Genomic DNA, 16,145 nt, shown 5'->3' on the forward strand with positions numbered 1-16,145 from the left:
GCCTGCCGGCGAGCCGGCCAGGGCGCCGAACGGCCTCTAAGCCTGGTGTGAGACGACGAAGTCCGCGAGGCTGCCGAAGGTCTCGAAGAGGTCACCGGTCATTTCGGAATCATCGACTTCAATCCCGAACCGGTGCTCGAGGGCGACAACCAGCTCGATGACGGCCATCGAATCCAGTTCGGCGACACTGCCCAGAAGTGGTGTTGACGGCTCGAAATCATCGGCACGATCCTCGATGCCGAGAATCTCGACGATGACATCCTTGACCTGTTTGAACTGCACGGTACTTTCCACAATGGTCCCTTTTCGAATTGGTAATTTGACGGTGTTCAGGCCAGAATCTCGACGGGCGCCGGGTGTCCGAGAAACGCGGTGGGACTCGCCGTCAAGCCGTAGGCGCCAGCTTGAAATATGACGACAAGATCATCGAGTTGTACGTCGGGAACAGCAAGGTTGTCGCCGAGCAGATCCAACGGAGTGCAGAGGCATCCGACGATCGTGGCTGTTTCGGTAGCAACGGAGTCCATTCTGTTGCCGATGCGTACTGGGTAGTTGCGGCGGATCACCTGTCCGAAGTTGCCGGAGGCAGCGAGTTGATGGTGCAACCCGCCGTCCACCATGACGAACTCTTTGCCGCGGGAGGTCTTTCGGTCGATGACCCGCGTCACGTACACGCCGCACTCGCCGACGATGTAGCGACCAAGTTCGATGACGACTCGCGCATCTGGGAAATGGGTGGCGATCGGGCCGCCTACTAGCTCGGTGAGGTTTGCGCCGATTGCCGCCAGGTCGAGCGATTCATCCTTGTCCGTGTACGGGATTCCGAAGCCACCGCCGAGGTTGAGGTAACGCACCGGAGTTGGCAGCGACTGGGCCAATTTCGTCACGAGTTCGACGGTTTTCCGCTGTGCCTCGCACAGAATTTCGGCCCGCAGATTCTGCGAACCACCGAATACGTGAAACCCGTGGATGTCGAGATCGGCGGCGCTCAGCTCAGCGAGCAACTCCGGCACAACCTCAGCGTCAACGCCGAACTGTTGCGGGCCGCCGCCCATCCGCATGCCCGATCCCTTGATGGAGAAGTCCGGATTCACCCGGATCGCGACTTGCGGCCGGAGGCCCAGACGGTCTCCGATCGCGATCACGCGCCGCGCTTCAGTTGCCGATTCCAACTCGATGGTTATGCCAGCCGCGACAGCTTGGGTAAGTTCGCCAACGGTCTTTGCAGGGCCTGCGAAACTGATGCGGTTGACTGGCATCGTGGTGTCGAGAGCAGTCTGCATCTCGCCGGCCGAAGCAACATCAAACGAATCGACCAGACCGCTTAGATGCTGCACAACCGCTGGCATCGGATTGGCTTTGACCGCGTAGCTCAGACTGATCTGGTTTGGCAGCGTAGTTCGTAGCAAGGCGATCCGCTCGGAGAGCAATCGCCGATCGTAGGCAAAGAAAGGCGTCACACCCACCCGTTCGGCAAGTCGGTCCACGGGAATGCCGCCGACGGCAAGCTTGCCATCGATAACCTCGAAAGCCGCGATGGTGTCTGCAGAACTCACGGTGTGATCTCCTGACGCAACAGATTTCGATCGAATTTCCCGTTGGGCGACCGAGGGAGTTCGGCGTGCACCACAATTCTCCGGGGCACCATGTACAACGGCAGTTCCTTGCGCAACGCGGCGAGCAGCGCAGCTTCGTCCAGTTTGCCTGCCTCGGCTGGGCTGACCGCGATCACGACTGCCTGACCGATGGCCTCATCGTCGACGCCGAACGCGACAGCGTCTCGGACCATGCCGGTGTCATAGACGACCTCTTCGATCTCGGCCGGGCTAACGCGGTATCCGGAGGTCTTGATCATCTCGTCCTTGCGGCCGACAAAATACAAGAAGCCCTCTTCGTCGCGTACCACGGCGTCTCCTGAGAAGACTGCCAGCTCGGTGGTCTTTATGCCGTCCGGCCGTCCCGGGGCTGGCCGGAACCTGGCGGCGGTGCGCTCCGGGTCGTTCCAGTAACCAAGCGCGACCAATGCGCCGCGATGGACGAGCTCGCCTTCCTCGTTGGCCTCACAGATCGAACCGTCGGGCCGGACGACCAAGATCTCGGCGTTTGGTATCGCTTTGCCGATCGAGTTGGGACGGCGATCGACTTCCGCGGGATCCAAGTAAGTCGAGCGGAAGGCCTCGGTCAGGCCGTACATGAGGTACGGCGCGGCATCTGGAAAAATGGCCCGCAGCTTGTCGAGCGTGGAGCGGGGCATCCGGCCGCCCGTGTTGGCGAAGTACCGCAAGCTTCGCGCCGCCTCCTCCGGCCACTTCTGGTCAGCAATCTGAATCCATAACGGGGGGACGCACGTCAAACCCGTGACGCCATGCTTCGCGCAGGTCTTCACGATGTCCGACGGCAGCAAATAGTTGATCAGAACGACGTGCGCCCCGGAGCTGAACCCCGTAGTGAGCTGGCTGAATCCGGCATCGAAGCTCAGCGGCAAGGCCGCCAGCAGAACGTCAGACGAGCAGTTGCCGAGATAGCTCGCTACGCTTTCAGCGCCGCTGATCAGGTTCCGATGACTGATGACCACGCCCTTCGGGCTGCCGGTACTGCCGGACGTGTACAGAATCGCCGCCATGTCGAGATCAATCACGGCGGTCTCGTCGCCGCTGGCGTCCCTCACGGAATTGAGCAGGTCAGGCCAGGCGCTCAGCGCGTGACCTGGCGCGGGCTCTACTCCGTCCACTCCATTGGTCAGCACCACGAACTCCAGTGCCTCCAGCGTCGCCAGGTCAGCGCGGAGCTGTTCGTAGCGTTCCTTGCTGGTAATCAGGACGCGGACATCGCAATCGGCGAGGATGTATCCGACTTGGCGGGGCCGCAGAAGCGGGTTGATCGGCACGAAGACCCCGCTCGCCACTGAGGTGCCGAAGACAGCCGTGACGGTTTCGATGCGCTTGTCGAGGAAGACGGCGACTCGGTCACCGCGAACGACGCCGAGCTGTCGTAGCCCGGCACCGGCGGCTGACACCTGACTCCACAGCTCGTCATAACGCAGCGTGACCTCGCCGAATGTCAGGGCCGGGGACTTGCCCTGAGACTGCGCTGACTGCCTAACCAGATCATGCAGATAACGCCGCATTTTCGCTTTCCTAACGATGGATTGGACGCCTACCAGGCGACGCACACGAGTTCGCTGTAGAGATAGTCGATCTGGGACGGGCTCAGGTGCGAACTCTTGAACATCTTTCGTCGTGGGTCGGACAGTAACTTCGACAGTCTCGGACGGTGTGATACCACGCGCAGTTCGGCAAGCGTAGCGAGAACGCCGTGGCGCAGGAGAAGGTGGCTGGACAGGCGTGGGACACCGGCGCGGAAGATCTCGGGATTGCTGACATACAAGATCGAAGCGAACACAGGAAGGTTCTTGCGTCGGTCGCGTCGGTAGATGACGTAGCAGGCGTCTGATCCTCTGGTGATGAGCAGGTGATGTGCCGCGGCGGCGGCGGCGTGGTCCCGGTAAAGCTTGAGCTCGGTGCCGGTTAGCGCAGCCTCGATTTGGCGGCGGTCGGTCCTGATGTGTATGCGGTCAGGTGCGCTCGAGAACGGACGACTGGGCAAGGGGACGCCTGGGATAAGGACCGTTGCGGTGTCTAGGTGTTCGAACTTGAGTCGTTCGTTCAGCGGGACGACGGTGCCGCTCGGTGAGAGATCGGTGAAGGTGTAGTCCTTCTGAGCCAGGAGCGACCTGATAAGCCGAACGCTATGAGAGCGGTAGTCTTCCCGCACGCACCAAGCGCCAAGGTTGCAAAACCGCTCGTCGACGCCGTCGATGGTTCGGGTGGCATACAAGGCGAGATACACGCCGACTATCGCGTCCTCGTCCGTGAGCAAGAAACCGTGGTTCGGGCCGTCGTCAGGCCACGGAACCATCGGGGCCCTGGCCCATGCCTCAGCGCTCACTCTGGGGTTGAGATAGGTGTGCAGGAACTCGCCCACCGCGGGCAGGTCAGAGTCGCTGATGGCGCGAACTGCGACCGACATGTGTGCCCCCGAATGAATTAACGAGAACTATATATCCGACATGGCCTGGAAGAAAATCGAAGTTGCCACGCTGTCAGCGCAGGTTGCTCACTAGGTCAGGGCCCGGGGCTGCTCGCATCTTCGTTGGGCTGAGCAGGGCCCGGAAAGCGGCCCGGCTGGTCCGTTTGCCCAATAGAGCGCGGCTGCCCTCGCGTAATACCAGAATGGACCAGTAAATCGCCGCGGCCAGGCTGTGGTGACGGCGCCGATAGAGGCGTGCCTTGTTCATAGTCAAGAGAGCCCAAAGTGCGGGGGACTGACCCGAATCTCCTTCGAGGTGGATCGCCCGGGCGGCCGGCGTATAGCGGGTGCCGAATCCCGCATCCCGGGCGCGCAGCGCGAAGTCTGTTTCTTCCGAATACAGGAAGAACGACTCGTCCCACGGAGCGCATGCTCCCCAGCAAGCGTTGCTGATCAGCAAGGTGGAACCTTCTGCCCAATCCGTCAGGCACTCGTCCTGGTAGCGGTTGGGATCTGTAACGACTTCGCCCAGCCCGTCGATCTTGCCGGCACGACGCGCCCCAAGGAGGGCGTCGGCGAGTGTCCGCCTGATCGCGGGTTCGCGTCGCAGGGTGTCGATGCGCGCTCCGTGTGCGTCGAAGAGCCAAGGCACCGCCAATCCTGTTCCGGGTTTGTTCAACGCGGCAATGAGCGCAGGCACGCACCCGGGCAACAAGCGGACGTCCGGGTTCAGGACCAGGACACATGTGTGTTCCGCGGCAGCCGCGACACCCGCGTTGATCCCTGCGGCGTACCCGGCGTTACGCCCTGTCTGCACGACGGTGGCCTCCGGCGCGAGACGCCGCACTTCGGCGACACTGTCGTCCGCCGAGTCGTTGTCCGCGACCGTCAGATGCCAGCTCAGCTCACCCATACCGGTCGGCAATGACGCGATCAGGTCCTCGAGCAACGCGGCGCTGTTGTATGTCACAACGACGACGGCGACCATATCGCCCGCTGCGTTCATGCGCTGGACCCTATACTGCAGTCGTCCTGCGATGATCACGAGACCGTTGGTGGGGTATGAGCGCAGTCAATCTCTGCTTTCACGGTATTGGCGTGCCGCAGCGCGACCTTGAGCCTGGCGAAGGTGCGTACTGGATCACCGAGTCGGTGTTCAGTGACGTTCTCGATCTCGTGGCCGATCGTCCGCAGGTGAGGATCAGCTTTGACGACGGCAATGCCTCCGATTTCGAGATAGGGCTTCCCGCACTGCTTGCGCGTGGGTTGAAGGGATCGTTCTTTCCACTGTCCCAGCGCATTGATCAGCCGGGCAGCACAACCGGTGAGCACTTGCGCGACATGGTTGACGCTGGAATGACGATCGGGACACACGGTATGCGACACCTCCCGTGGCCGAACATGAGCGAACGAGAACTCGATGATGAGCTCGTCGCTGCCAGGGCCGTTATTTCCGACGCGGCGGGCGTTGCTATAGAGACCGCGGCATGCCCCCTTGGTCGCTACGACCGTCGAGTGCTGGGCCGACTTCGCAAACTCGGTTATCGCAGGGTCTTCACGAGCGATCGTGCACGAGCCCGCTCGGATTCTTGGTTGCAGCCGCGATACAGCATCCGCGAAAACGACGACGCTGCGACGATGCGAGCCATTTTCGATCACGAACCGAGTGGGCGCAGCCGCCTTCAGTCATCAGGGCGAATCACCATCAAGCGGTTGCGATAGCGAATGACCTCTCGTCCGGCTCTAGGAGCGTTGTGCCTTTCGGCGCTGGTGATCGCTGGATGCACCTCTTCACACAAGGACGCAAATCCGACCCCATCCGCCGTCCCGGTCCATAGCGGGCAGGTTTCGGGCGGGGCTGAGGCTGCGACGCCGCCGCCGACCGGGTGCAAGATCGCGACCACCGCCATGGTTGAGGCCGCGTTCGGGGCCAAGGTGGGCGCAGTCACTATCGGAACGACTGCGACGGGTAACTCGACCTGCCAATTCGCGCTAGCGAGTTCGAACGTCGGACTTCCAGGCAGCGTTCTACTCACGCTCGACCGCACAGCCACGGCCGCCGACTTCGAAGCTGCCCGCGTTGCAACAGGCGGCGAACCCGTGCCGGACGTTGGTGATCGCGCGTTTTATGTCGCGACCCAGACGACCTTGCAAATGCTGAAGGCTCGGTCTTCGGTGACCGTCCAGGCGCGTCTCAAGATTCCGGCCGGCGTCCAGCCGAAACCGGCCACCGTACGCGCGGACACGATCTCGCTGGCTCGGGCCGTGGCGAAGCAGTTGTAGTAACCGATCTCGGGTGTCAGCTTCTTTCGGAGCCCAACCGCCGCGGTAAGTTAGGATCCTGTTAACAACCTACTTGCTAACGGGGCCGGCTCAACCATGATGAAAGCACCGCTCAAGCTTGCGATCGCCGCGGCTACTGTCGCTGCGATCCCACTTGCGGGCTGCAGCGGTGGTCATCGGAACGCGGCTGAGGACGCAGCGTCCGACCGCGCGTCGGGTGCCTCGAGTCCGCTGGCATCCGGTTCAGCCACGGGCTCCAGTGGCGCGGTGACCCACAAACCGACTGCCGGCAGATCGACTGCCAGCAGTGCAAGCAAACAAGGTGGCGGGTCCGAGCCGAGCACTGGTACGACTCCGTCGACGCGCTCGTCGACTGCTGCCTCGAACCCGTCGGTGCCGCCGCAACCCACGCGCGGCGGTGCCAAATCGACCTCACCGACGGTGCCGACGTGCACAATCGCCTCGTCAGCTGCCGTCGCGACATCATTCGCCGGTGAGGTCAGTGCGGTACGAGGTACTACAACGGGTACGGGCAGTCCTCTCTGCCAATTCGTCATGCGGACGTCGGTGGCCGGGCCCGGTGCCACCGTGACGGTGAGCATCCACCGGCCAACCTCGCCTGCCTCGTTCGGCCAAGGCAAAGTTGCCGCGGTCAAACTCGGAGCCACCGCTGTCTCTGGCGTTGGCGACAGCGCGTACTACACGTCGACGGCCGGCACGCTTCAGTTCATCGCCGGTCAGACCGGCGGGTCCATACAGGTGACACGACCGGTGAGCCAACCAGCTCAGCCGTCGGCGGCGGTTCAATCGGCGGCGATCGGTCTGGCCAAGACGGTGGTTGCGAAGTTCTGACGGCGATCGGGCGTGCCTGCCCGCCACGGGTTTGGCTCGGCTGCTACCGCGGAGTTCCCCGGTGACCGGCCCGGCTGGCCAGCAGAAACACACCGACGCCGGCGGCAGCTACGACCGCGATGATCGCGACCGACAGCCCGGTTGACACGGGCAGGGCGGCCATCCGGTGGGGCATGACCGGGGCGACGGTTTCCAGCGGCGGCGGGTTGGTGATGCTGTCTGGCTGGCCGGATTGAAATGTCACCTCGACGGCGCAGCCGGCACCTTCGACTTGTAGTACCGCCGGGCCGGTGATGCCGGCTGGCAAAGGGATTCGGACTGAAAAAGCTCCTGCGGCAGTGGTGACCGGTTTGGCGACCACTTGGGGTTGGAGATAGATCGTGAACCGTTCCTTCGGTCGAAACCCGGCCCCGGTAACGGTCAGGCCGGCGGCCGGATTCGATACATCGGTCGTCACGGCGCATCGGGTCGGAACGCCTTCGAGGAAAGTTACGCTGGTCAAGATCGCGGTGTCGGGGACGTTCACGGTGTTGACAGCGGTTGTGTCGGCAAGGCCAGTATCAGTGGACGCGGTGCCTGCAAAGGCCAGGCCGGTGGCACCCGGGCCCACCAGCAGGACCGCGACCAGAAGCAGCAGCGCTGTGCAGCGGCGGTGCGCCGCACCCTGTTTCCATCGCTGATGCGATGGTGATGCGCGGCTCAAATCGCCGTGCACAAAAGAAGAAAAATGCACAAACATGTACTGCCCCCGATTCAGCTCTCGAAGTCTAGCGAGGATTTCCCAAACTTGACAATCACTTGACACGTTTTAGGTGACCGTGAGGTATTGCACGAATGAGCACTGCTCAATTCCGGCGTTGCGAAGGCCTGACAATCGTGTCGCAAGCCCCCCGTACGCTGGAGACATGAGCCTGGCCGGACTGATTGACGCTGCCCTGGCCGATCCAGCTCTGCGGTCCTTTGTCGCGGCTGCAGGCACGGACGAAGTCTCGCTTTCCGGACCGGGAGCCCTTCGTCCGCTCGCCATCGCCGCCCTGGCCCAGCGATCCGCGCGGGCTGATATCACCGTCCTCGCGGTGACGTCCACCGGCCGCGAAGCCGAAGATCTCGTCGACTCCCTGCGCTGCCTCCTCCCACCGGACGATGTCGCGCTGTATCCGGGTTGGGAGACGTTGCCGCACGAAAGATTGTCGCCGCGCGCAGATACGGTCGGTCGGCGACTGGCAGTGCTGCGCAGGCTCCGCCACCCGTCTGCCGATGATCCCGGTACCGGGCCGTTGAAGATCGTCGTCGCTCCCGTCCGATCGCTCCTGCAACCGCAGGTGCCGGGTTTGGGTGACCTCGAGCCGGTGAAACTCAAGGCTGGCGATTCGGGCCGGGAACTGGAAGACATTGTGGCGGCCCTGGTCGGGGCCGGCTATGCCCGGACGGAGCTGGTGGCAAACCGTGGCGAGTTCGCCGTTCGCGGCGGCATCCTCGACGTGTTCCCTCCCACTGAAGAGCATCCGCTCCGGGTGGAATTCTGGGGCGACGAGATCGAAGAGGTGCGCTACTTCAAAGTGGCCGATCAACGGTCGCTCGAGATCGCGCCGAACGGCGTCTGGGCGCCGCCCTGCCGCGAATTGATGCTCACCGACGATGTTCGGGCGCGAGCCTCGAAGCTCCTCGGCGAATATCCCGAGCTCGGCGAACTGCTCGAGCCCATCAGCCTTGGCAACGCGGTCGAGGGCATGGAATCTCTAGCCCCCGTCCTGGTCGACCGGCTCGAGCTCGTATTGGCCGAGTTCCCAGCCGGTACCCATGTCGTGGTGTGCGACCCCGAGCGCATCCGATCCAGGGCCGACGACTTGGTGCGAACCTCGGAGGAGTTTCTGGCCGCGTCCTGGGCGGCCGCGGCCGGTGGCGGCAAGGCTCCGGTCGATCTTGGGGCAGCATCGCTGCGGTCTTTGGGCGAAGTCCGCGAGACGGCCGAGGCGCTCGCGCTGCCTTGGTGGACGCTGTCACCGTTCACCACCGACACCGAACTGGCCGAAGCCGCTGGCCAGACTGCCTTCGCATCCGCCTTGGAGGCAGCGCCCACCTATCGCGGTGACACCGATGCCGTGCTCGGTGATGTCGGCGGCTGGGCACGTGACGGCTGGCGTCTGGCGATCGTGTTCGACGGCAAGGGCAGCGCTGAGCGTGCCAGCGAGCGACTGGTCGGCGCCGATATCGCGGTGCGAATGGTGACCACGATCGACGAACTGCAACCCGGCGTTGCCATCGTCGCCTGCGGGCACCTTGAATCAGGATTGATATCGCCTGATCTCAAACTGGCGATCCTGGCCGAATCCGACCTGACCGGCCAGCGAGGCTCGATAACCCTCGACCGATCGAGAATGCCGTCCCGACGGCGCAACGCGATCGACCCCATTCAGCTCGCCGCTGGTGATCTGGTGGTGCACGAACAGCACGGCGTGGGCCGCTATGTCGAGATGGTGCGCCGCACCATCAACGGCGGTGAACGTGAATACCTGATCATCGAGTACGCCGCCGCCAAGAAGGGTCAGCCGGGCGATCGCCTTTTCGTACCGACGGATTCCCTCGACCAGGTAACCAAGTATGTCGGTGGCGAGGCGCCTTCGCTGTCCCGACTCGGTGGTGCCGACTGGGCCAAGACCAAGGGCCGCGCCCGCAAGGCCGTCAAAGAAATCGCGGCCGAACTCATCCGGCTCTATTCCGCCCGAATGGCGACCAAGGGCTATGCGTTCGGGCCCGACACGCCCTGGCAGCGCGAACTCGAAGATGCCTTTCCTTTCATCGAAACCCCCGATCAGCTAGCAGCCATCGAAGAGGTCAAGGGCGACATGGAGAAGTCGCTGCCGATGGACCGCGTGATTTGCGGTGATGTCGGCTACGGCAAGACCGAGGTCGCGGTTCGTGCCGCCTTCAAAGCAGTTCAGGACGGCAAGCAGGTGGCGGTGCTCGTTCCAACGACGCTGCTGGCTCATCAGCACATTCAGACGTTCTCCGGTCGGATGAGCCAGTTCCCCGTTGTTGTGAAAGAGCTTTCTCGGTTCACCGGTGACGCGCAGGCGGCTGCCACGATGGCCGGTATCGCCGACGGCAGCGTCGATATCGTCATCGGTACGCACCGCCTGCTTCAGCAGACTGTCCGCTTCAAAGATCTCGGCCTGGTGATCATCGACGAAGAGCAGCGTTTCGGCGTCGAGCACAAGGAGTATTTGAAGTCGATGCGAACCTCGGTCGACGTGCTCACGATGTCGGCAACGCCGATCCCGCGTACCCTCGAGATGTCGCTGACCGGCATCAGAGAGATGACCACCATCTTGACACCACCGGAGGATCGGCATCCGATTCTCACCTTCGTCGGTGCCTACGACTCACGCCAGATCTCGGCCGCGATACGACGTGAACTGCTGCGTGACGGGCAAGTGTTCTACATTCACAACCGGGTCGAATCGATCAATCGTGCCGCGGCGAAGCTGGCCGAACTAGTACCCGAGGCTCGGATCGCTGTGGCGCACGGGCAGATGGGCCAGGACGCCCTCGAAAAGATCATGGTCGGCTTCTGGCAGAACGACTATGACGTGTTGGTGTCCACCACGATCGTGGAGTCCGGTCTTGATATCCCCAACGCGAACACCTTGATCATCGAACGCGCGGACAACTTCGGCCTCTCGCAACTGCACCAGATGCGCGGGCGCGTCGGGCGTTCTCGCGAACGCGGCTATGCCTACTTTCTGTACCCGCCGGAAAAGCCTCTCACTGAGACCGCCCATGATCGATTGGCGACGATCGCCCAGCACACCGAACTGGGCGCGGGTATGCAAGTTGCCATGAAGGACCTCGAGATTCGCGGCGCGGGCAATCTGCTCGGCGGCGAGCAGTCGGGTCATATCGCTGGCGTCGGCTTCGATCTCTACGTCCGTCTTGTCGGTGAGGCGGTCGCAGACTTCCGCGGTGAACAGCAGGAGCAGTTCATCGACGTCAAGGTCGATCTGCCGGTCAATGCCAACCTGCCGCAGGACTACCTTCCGGGGGAGCGGCTTCGGCTGGAGGCGTACCGGGCTCTTGCCTCGGCCACGACCGACGAGGCGGTCGAATCTGTCCGGTTGGAACTGCTCGACCGGTTCGGGCCGCTGCCATTGGAGGTCGAAAATCTCCTGGCAGTTGCGAAGTTCAAGGTCGTGTGTCGCAAGTACGGCGTCACGGAAGTGTCGCTGCAAGGCCAGTCCGTCCGGTTCTCACCGGTGCAACTCCCGGAATCTGCCCAGATCCGGTTGCAACGGATGTTCGAGAAAACGCTGTACAAAGCTCCGGTATCGACGATGGCCGCCACCCGCCCGAAGGGCATCACCAACCCGGACGGCACCTGGACGGTCGCAAAATTCGGTGGCGAACCGTTGCGGGATCAGGCGCTGCTGCAGTGGTGCGTCGAGTTGCTCGACACCGTCCTGGGCCCGGTTCTGGAAGCTGTCCTGACGAACTAGCGGGAATTCATAGCGAGTCCTCAAACTTCGGCTCGCTAGGCTTCGTGCATGGCCGCTGCCGAGCTCCCAGAACTGCTCTTGCCTGACGCTCCGGCGTGGCGGAAATGGCTGGTCGCCAACCACGACGATTCGGCCGGGGTGTGGTTGGTACTGCACAAGAAGGGCGGCACAGTCACTGACCTGACCTACGACGACGCGTTGGACGAGGCGCTGTGTTTCGGTTGGATCGACGGCCAGGTGCACAAGCGCGACGACGGCAGCTACCGTCAGCGGTTCACGCCACGGCGAACGAAGAGTCCCTGGTCGGCGCGCAACGTCAGCCACGTTTCGCGGCTCCTCGAGGCCGGGCTGATGACCCCGGCGGGGCAGGCCGCGGTCGACGCCGCGAAGGCCGACGGGCGGTGGGAACAGGCCTACGCGCCGCAGTCGACCGCCGAAATGCCAGCCGATCTGATGGCCGCGATCGCGGCCGTACCCGCCGCCCAATCGATGTATGACGTGCTGAACTCTGCGAACCGTTTCGCCTTGTACTATCGAGTAAACGAGGCCAAGCGGCCAGCAACGCGAGCCTCGCGCATCGAGCAGTTCGTCGCCATGTTGGCCAGGGGTGAGACGCCGCACCCGCAACCGAAACGGCCCACCTGACTCTTGTGTTCGAATCGATGGCTGGGACGAGAACGACTAGGGTTGGTCAGCGGACTTGATCAGTGCCCTGCGGCCGCTTCGATTTAGGCAGGCTGGCGACTACGAGTTCGTAGGAGTCGTCAATCAGTTCACGTATCTCCTCGGTGGGTAGCTGCTCGATGAGCACCCGGGCCCAAAGCCGCTTGTTCAAATACGGCGCCGGCCCGACGTGGTCGGGATAGCGCTGTTTGAGTTCTTCGATTACCTCAGCGGTGTTCTTGACGCTGATCGAGGGCTCGGCCTCGTCGCTCGAGGGGAACAGAAAGATCTTGTCGCCGACCTTGGCCACATCGTGGTCCTCCCCCCACGGGCTGTCCGGCCAGGCGCCTGGCTTGGCGAGCGCATAGTTCATGACCTCATCACGATCCATGACCGATTTGTACCACCTTTTGGCGTGCCCTGAGTGGGCCGCCGCCGATAGTGCACAGGCTGACGTGAGAAACTTGCGTTCGCCGCAACGATCGAATGGCGGCGCAAACGCTGAGAAGTCGGAGATCGCTTGTGAAAGTCCGTGCTGTGAAGATCCGCGCCCTGGTCATGCTGCCCATAATTGCGGCTGCTGGTATCGGGCTGTCGGCCTGCGATTCCAAGGCTGGCGATGCGGCCGATATTTACGGTCAGAAACTCTCCGAGACCGATCTCAACGACTACGTGCAGGAGGGTGCAGAGCCGATCACCAACTCTGACGGCACCCAGACCGCGCCCAAGACGCTGGTTCTGGAGATCTTGATCCAGACTGAGGCCTTCGAGCGCCTGCTTGCCGAGAAGGGCGTCACCCCGACACCTGCCGATCTGGAGAAGGCGAAGACCACCGTCCTCGCAGGTAACCCAGAGCAAGCGCTCACCGACCAGGTGACCAAGGCGGGTCTGGAACCCAAGTTCGAACAAAACCTGATCTACAACCAGGAGCTGTCGGCGATCATCACTCAGACCTATGGCTCAGATCAGGCAGGGCTGAATGCGGCGCTGAAGAAGATCTCGACCGGCATCTCAGTCAGCCCCCGCTACGGCAGCTGGGATCCGACCAAGCTGGCTCTCACCGAACTCGGCAAGGCGCAGCTGCCGGGTGTGGTGACGATCGATGCCACCTTGCCGGGCGATGTTTCTCCGCCGCCGACTGCGGCCCCCTGACCTTTCGAACCCATGCCCGAACCCGCAGAACCCACCGAGTCCGTAGCGCCGACTGAGCCAGCGAGCGGGGTCGCTAACTCGACTGGGCCAGCGAGCGAGGCCGTGCCAGGCGCGGCACTACTTCGGGCAGTAGCCGTCATGGATCGGCTCCGCTCACCCGGTGGGTGCCCCTGGGATGCGGAGCAGACGCACAGCTCGCTCGCTCCGTACTTGCTCGAAGAGGCGTACGAGACCCTCGAAGCGATCGAGGACGAGGATCTGACGGCACTTCGAGAAGAGCTCGGTGACCTGCTGTTACAGATCCTCTTCCACGCTCGGCTGGCCGAGGAGGCGCCCGAGCCATTCACCATCGACCAGGTCGCCGATGATCTGGTCGCCAAGCTGGTCAGGCGCCACCCGCACGTCTTTGCCGATGTTTCCGTCGACTCCGCCGCGCAGGTCAATTCCAATTGGGACGCCATAAAGAAGGCGGAAAAGCAGCGGCAGTCCGCGACCGACGGAATACCGCTCGGCCAGCCAGCACTGGCGCTGGCGGCCAAGTTGATCAGCCGGTCGCAGAAGGCCGGCATCGTCGCCGCGGTTGACCTGCCGGATGAGATCGAAGGCGCCGACGCCGCCGCTCGGGCGATCGGCGACAAACTGTTCGCCATCGTCGCCGAGGCCGTGCAAGCTGGTGTCGATCCCGAGTTGGCTCTGCGCGCTAGTGCCCGGCGCTACCGCTCAACCATCCGCAGCGCGGAGGGACACCGAGACTGATCTGAGGAGAACCGTGTCTGAGGAGAACCGTGCCGATCGAACGCGTTGACCCACCGATGGCAGCGGACGAGCGCATGACGCTGACCGCATTTCTCGACTATCACCGCGAAACCCTCAGACAGAAGTGCCAGGGGCTGACCCCGGCCCAGCTTCTGGTTCGCGCTGTGCCGCCATCGGACCTGTGCCTGCTCGGCCTACTCCGGCACCTGGCCGATGTGGAGCGTTCATGGCTCGCCGAACGCCTCGCCGGCGGCCCGGTCAGCTATCTCTACGGTCCAGGCGATGGCGACCTGGAAGTAACCGAGGCCGACGACGCCTCGGTGGCGGCCGTGTGGGCGACCTTCGACGCGCAGCTCGCCATCTCGCGTGAGATCACTGCCTCGCACTCGTTGGATGCGATCGCGCTCAAGCCGACTCGTCAGGGCGAGCGGCCGAGCTTACGGTGGATCTTGGTGCATCTGATCGAGGAATACGCCCGCCACAACGGTCATGCCGATCTCATTCGGCAGTCAATCGACGGTGCGACCGGCGAGTGAGCGTGGCTTCAGAGTCGACGCCCGATAGGCTGGCCCGAAGCCGACAAGTGTTAGCCGGTAGACAGCAGACGCGTCAGCGAGAGGACATTCGAAGTGGCCACCATTGAGGCTGTAGGCGCCCGCGAGATCCTGGATTCGCGCGGCAATCCGACCGTTGAGGTCGAGGTGGCGCTTGATGACGGCACCCTCGCGCGCGCGGCCGTCCCGAGCGGTGCGTCGACGGGCGCGTTCGAAGCAGTGGAACTGCGTGATGGCGGCGACCGGTACAACGGCAAAGGCGTGCAGAAGGCCGTCAACGCCGTGCTCGATGACATCGGTCCGGAACTACTCGGTTTCGAAGCCAGCGAGCAGCGTCTGGTCGACGCAGCCCTGATCGACCTGGACGGCACCCTGGACAAGTCGAAGTTCGGCGCGAACGCGATCCTCGGCGTTTCGCTCGCAGTGGCCAAGGCCGCGGCGTCGTCGGCCGATCTGCCACTCTTCCGGTATCTCGGCGGCCCGAACGCCTATCTGTTACCTGTCCCGATGTTGAATATCCTCAATGGCGGCGCGCACGCCGATTCCAACGTCGACGTCCAGGAGTTCATGATCGCGCCGATCGGCGCTCCAACCTTCGCCGAAGGCCTGCGTCAGGGTGCGGAGGTCTACCACGCGCTCAAGGCAGTGCTGAAGGCGAAGGGGCTGTCCACCGGGCTCGGCGATGAGGGCGGCTTCGCGCCGAGCCTCGAGTCCAACCGCACGGCGCTGGACGTGATTGCAGAAGCGGTCGACAAGGCCGGTCTGAAACTCGGCAGTGACATCGTCTTCGCGATGGACGTCGCAGCAACTGAGTTCTACTCCGACGGCGCATATCAGTTCGAGGGTGCGGCGAAGACTTCGGACCAGTTGATCGCGTACTACAAAGACCTTGTCGCCAACTATCCGATCGTGTCGATCGAAGACCCGATGTCAGAAGAGGACTGGGACGGCTGGATCGCCATGACCAACGAGCTGGGTGGACTCACCCAGATCGTCGGTGACGACCTGTTCGTCACGAACCCGCAGCGATTGGCCAAAGGCATCTCGACCGGAGCCGCGAATGCCCTGCTGGTGAAGGTGAATCAGATCGGCACGTTGACAGAAACCCTCGACGCGGTGGACCTGGCACATCGGTCCGGCTACCGATGCATGATGAGTCACCGCTCGGGTGAGACCGAGGACACGACGATCGCGGACCTGGCCGTGGCCACCAACTGCGGGCAGATCAAGACCGGTGCTCCCGCGCGCTCGGAGCGGGTCGCCAAGTACAACCAGTTGTTGCGTATCGAGGAGGAGCTGGACGACGCGGCCCGCTACGCCGGTGCCGGAGCGTTCCCTCGGTACAAGCCGACAGGGCGTTGAG

At 63.2% G+C, this 16,145-nt stretch carries 17 protein-coding genes; 9 read left to right on the forward strand and 8 right to left on the reverse strand.

From position 1 onward, the window contains the following. Window positions 1-36: 36 nt before the first annotated feature. From ACSMXN_RS04010 to ACSMXN_RS04030, 5 genes are all read right to left on the reverse strand, one after another. Window positions 37-282, reverse strand: a complete 246-nt coding sequence (locus tag ACSMXN_RS04010) for an acyl carrier protein (protein WP_196811271.1) — start codon at window positions 280-282, stop codon at window positions 37-39. 47 nt (window positions 283-329) lie between these two features. Continuing rightward, window positions 330-1,556, reverse strand: a complete 1,227-nt coding sequence (locus ACSMXN_RS04015; protein WP_022913285.1) for a pyridoxal-dependent decarboxylase, exosortase A system-associated — start codon at window positions 1,554-1,556, stop codon at window positions 330-332. Continuing rightward, window positions 1,553-3,127, reverse strand: coding sequence for an acyl-CoA ligase (AMP-forming), exosortase A system-associated (locus ACSMXN_RS04020; protein WP_022913286.1), 1,575 nt, complete (start codon window positions 3,125-3,127; stop codon window positions 1,553-1,555). Before ACSMXN_RS04020 ends, ACSMXN_RS04015 begins: the two co-directional genes overlap by 4 nt. 29 nt (window positions 3,128-3,156) lie before the next feature. Beyond that, on the reverse strand, window positions 3,157-4,029 hold the full coding sequence (locus ACSMXN_RS04025; RefSeq protein WP_022913287.1) for a hypothetical protein: 873 nt from the start codon (window positions 4,027-4,029) through the stop codon (window positions 3,157-3,159). 73 nt (window positions 4,030-4,102) lie between these two features. Further along, window positions 4,103-5,035: a glycosyltransferase family 2 protein gene (locus ACSMXN_RS04030; protein WP_022913288.1), complete on the reverse strand. Its 933-nt coding sequence runs from the start codon at window positions 5,033-5,035 to the stop codon at window positions 4,103-4,105. A 56-nt stretch (window positions 5,036-5,091) separates the two neighbouring features. Between ACSMXN_RS04030 and ACSMXN_RS04035 the strand changes: the two genes are divergently transcribed. Together ACSMXN_RS04035 and ACSMXN_RS04040 are read left to right on the forward strand one after the other, a co-directional pair. Continuing rightward, entirely contained in the window at window positions 5,092-5,751 is a 660-nt protein-coding gene (locus tag ACSMXN_RS04035; RefSeq protein WP_022913289.1) for a polysaccharide deacetylase family protein, read from the forward strand. Window positions 5,752-5,754: 3 nt separating this feature from the next. Then, the gene (locus ACSMXN_RS04040) at window positions 5,755-6,312 is read left to right on the forward strand and encodes a hypothetical protein (RefSeq protein WP_155958365.1); all 558 of its coding nucleotides are present in this window, start codon (window positions 5,755-5,757) and stop codon (window positions 6,310-6,312) included. 173 nt (window positions 6,313-6,485) lie between these two features. Here the strand turns inward: ACSMXN_RS04040 and ACSMXN_RS04045 are convergent, their stop codons facing one another. Next, window positions 6,486-6,914 (reverse strand): hypothetical protein, encoded by a 429-nt coding sequence (locus ACSMXN_RS04045; RefSeq protein ID WP_022913291.1) that lies wholly within the window; start codon window positions 6,912-6,914, stop codon window positions 6,486-6,488. Between ACSMXN_RS04045 and ACSMXN_RS04050 the strand changes: the two genes are divergently transcribed. Beyond that, window positions 6,901-7,164: a hypothetical protein gene (locus ACSMXN_RS04050; protein WP_022913292.1), complete on the forward strand. Its 264-nt coding sequence runs from the start codon at window positions 6,901-6,903 to the stop codon at window positions 7,162-7,164. The genes ACSMXN_RS04045 and ACSMXN_RS04050 overlap by 14 nt on opposite strands. A gap of 43 nt (window positions 7,165-7,207) precedes the next feature. Here the strand turns inward: ACSMXN_RS04050 and ACSMXN_RS04055 are convergent, their stop codons facing one another. Further along, on the reverse strand, window positions 7,208-7,879 hold the full coding sequence (locus tag ACSMXN_RS04055) for a hypothetical protein (RefSeq protein ID WP_022913293.1): 672 nt from the start codon (window positions 7,877-7,879) through the stop codon (window positions 7,208-7,210). 190 nt (window positions 7,880-8,069) lie between these two features. Between ACSMXN_RS04055 and mfd the strand changes: the two genes are divergently transcribed. Then, window positions 8,070-11,657 (forward strand): transcription-repair coupling factor, encoded by a 3,588-nt coding sequence (gene mfd, locus ACSMXN_RS04060; protein ID WP_022913294.1) that lies wholly within the window; start codon window positions 8,070-8,072, stop codon window positions 11,655-11,657. 48 nt (window positions 11,658-11,705) lie between these two features. Then, entirely contained in the window at window positions 11,706-12,302 is a 597-nt protein-coding gene (locus ACSMXN_RS04065) for a YdeI/OmpD-associated family protein (RefSeq protein WP_022913295.1), read from the forward strand. Window positions 12,303-12,348: 46 nt separating this feature from the next. Here the strand turns inward: ACSMXN_RS04065 and ACSMXN_RS04070 are convergent, their stop codons facing one another. Beyond that, window positions 12,349-12,711, reverse strand: coding sequence for an MmcQ/YjbR family DNA-binding protein (locus ACSMXN_RS04070; RefSeq protein WP_022913296.1), 363 nt, complete (start codon window positions 12,709-12,711; stop codon window positions 12,349-12,351). 131 nt (window positions 12,712-12,842) lie between these two features. On the opposite strand from ACSMXN_RS04070, the gene ACSMXN_RS04075 reads away from it, so the two are divergent. The 4 genes from ACSMXN_RS04075 (at window position 12,843) to eno (ending at window position 16,144) form a co-directional block, all read left to right on the forward strand. Further along, the gene (locus tag ACSMXN_RS04075; protein ID WP_155958368.1) at window positions 12,843-13,472 is read left to right on the forward strand and encodes a hypothetical protein; all 630 of its coding nucleotides are present in this window, start codon (window positions 12,843-12,845) and stop codon (window positions 13,470-13,472) included. A gap of 12 nt (window positions 13,473-13,484) precedes the next feature. Further along, window positions 13,485-14,228, forward strand: coding sequence for a MazG family protein (locus ACSMXN_RS04080; RefSeq protein WP_022913298.1), 744 nt, complete (start codon window positions 13,485-13,487; stop codon window positions 14,226-14,228). Between the two features lie 29 nt (window positions 14,229-14,257). Then, complete coding sequence (locus ACSMXN_RS04085; protein ID WP_022913299.1) at window positions 14,258-14,764, forward strand: DinB family protein; 507 nt, start codon at window positions 14,258-14,260, stop codon at window positions 14,762-14,764. Between the two features lie 93 nt (window positions 14,765-14,857). Continuing rightward, window positions 14,858-16,144: a phosphopyruvate hydratase gene (eno, locus tag ACSMXN_RS04090; RefSeq protein ID WP_022913300.1), complete on the forward strand. Its 1,287-nt coding sequence runs from the start codon at window positions 14,858-14,860 to the stop codon at window positions 16,142-16,144. Window position 16,145 lies beyond the last annotated feature (1 nt).

This window comes from Parajatrophihabitans canadensis (assembly GCF_053764775.1).

Excerpts from the sequence above, each read along its gene's own strand:
- ACSMXN_RS04020 (WP_022913286.1), bottom strand. The coding sequence starts at position 3,127 with ATGCGGCGTTATCTGCATGATCTGGTTAGGCAGTCAGCGCAGTCTCAG.
- ACSMXN_RS04025 (WP_022913287.1), bottom strand. The coding sequence starts at position 4,029 with ATGTCGGTCGCAGTTCGCGCCATCAGCGACTCTGACCTGCCCGCGGTG.
- ACSMXN_RS04030 (WP_022913288.1), bottom strand. The coding sequence starts at position 5,035 with ATGAACGCAGCGGGCGATATGGTCGCCGTCGTCGTTGTGACATACAAC.
- ACSMXN_RS04035 (WP_022913289.1), top strand. The coding sequence starts at position 5,092 with ATGAGCGCAGTCAATCTCTGCTTTCACGGTATTGGCGTGCCGCAGCGC.
- ACSMXN_RS04040 (WP_155958365.1), top strand. The coding sequence starts at position 5,755 with ATGACCTCTCGTCCGGCTCTAGGAGCGTTGTGCCTTTCGGCGCTGGTG.
- ACSMXN_RS04045 (WP_022913291.1), bottom strand. The coding sequence starts at position 6,914 with ATGCTCACCGTCACGGTGGCACCGGGCCCGGCCACCGACGTCCGCATG.
- mfd (WP_022913294.1), top strand. The coding sequence starts at position 8,070 with ATGAGCCTGGCCGGACTGATTGACGCTGCCCTGGCCGATCCAGCTCTG.
- ACSMXN_RS04065 (WP_022913295.1), top strand. The coding sequence starts at position 11,706 with ATGGCCGCTGCCGAGCTCCCAGAACTGCTCTTGCCTGACGCTCCGGCG.
- ACSMXN_RS04070 (WP_022913296.1), bottom strand. The coding sequence starts at position 12,711 with ATGGATCGTGATGAGGTCATGAACTATGCGCTCGCCAAGCCAGGCGCC.
- ACSMXN_RS04080 (WP_022913298.1), top strand. The coding sequence starts at position 13,485 with ATGCCCGAACCCGCAGAACCCACCGAGTCCGTAGCGCCGACTGAGCCA.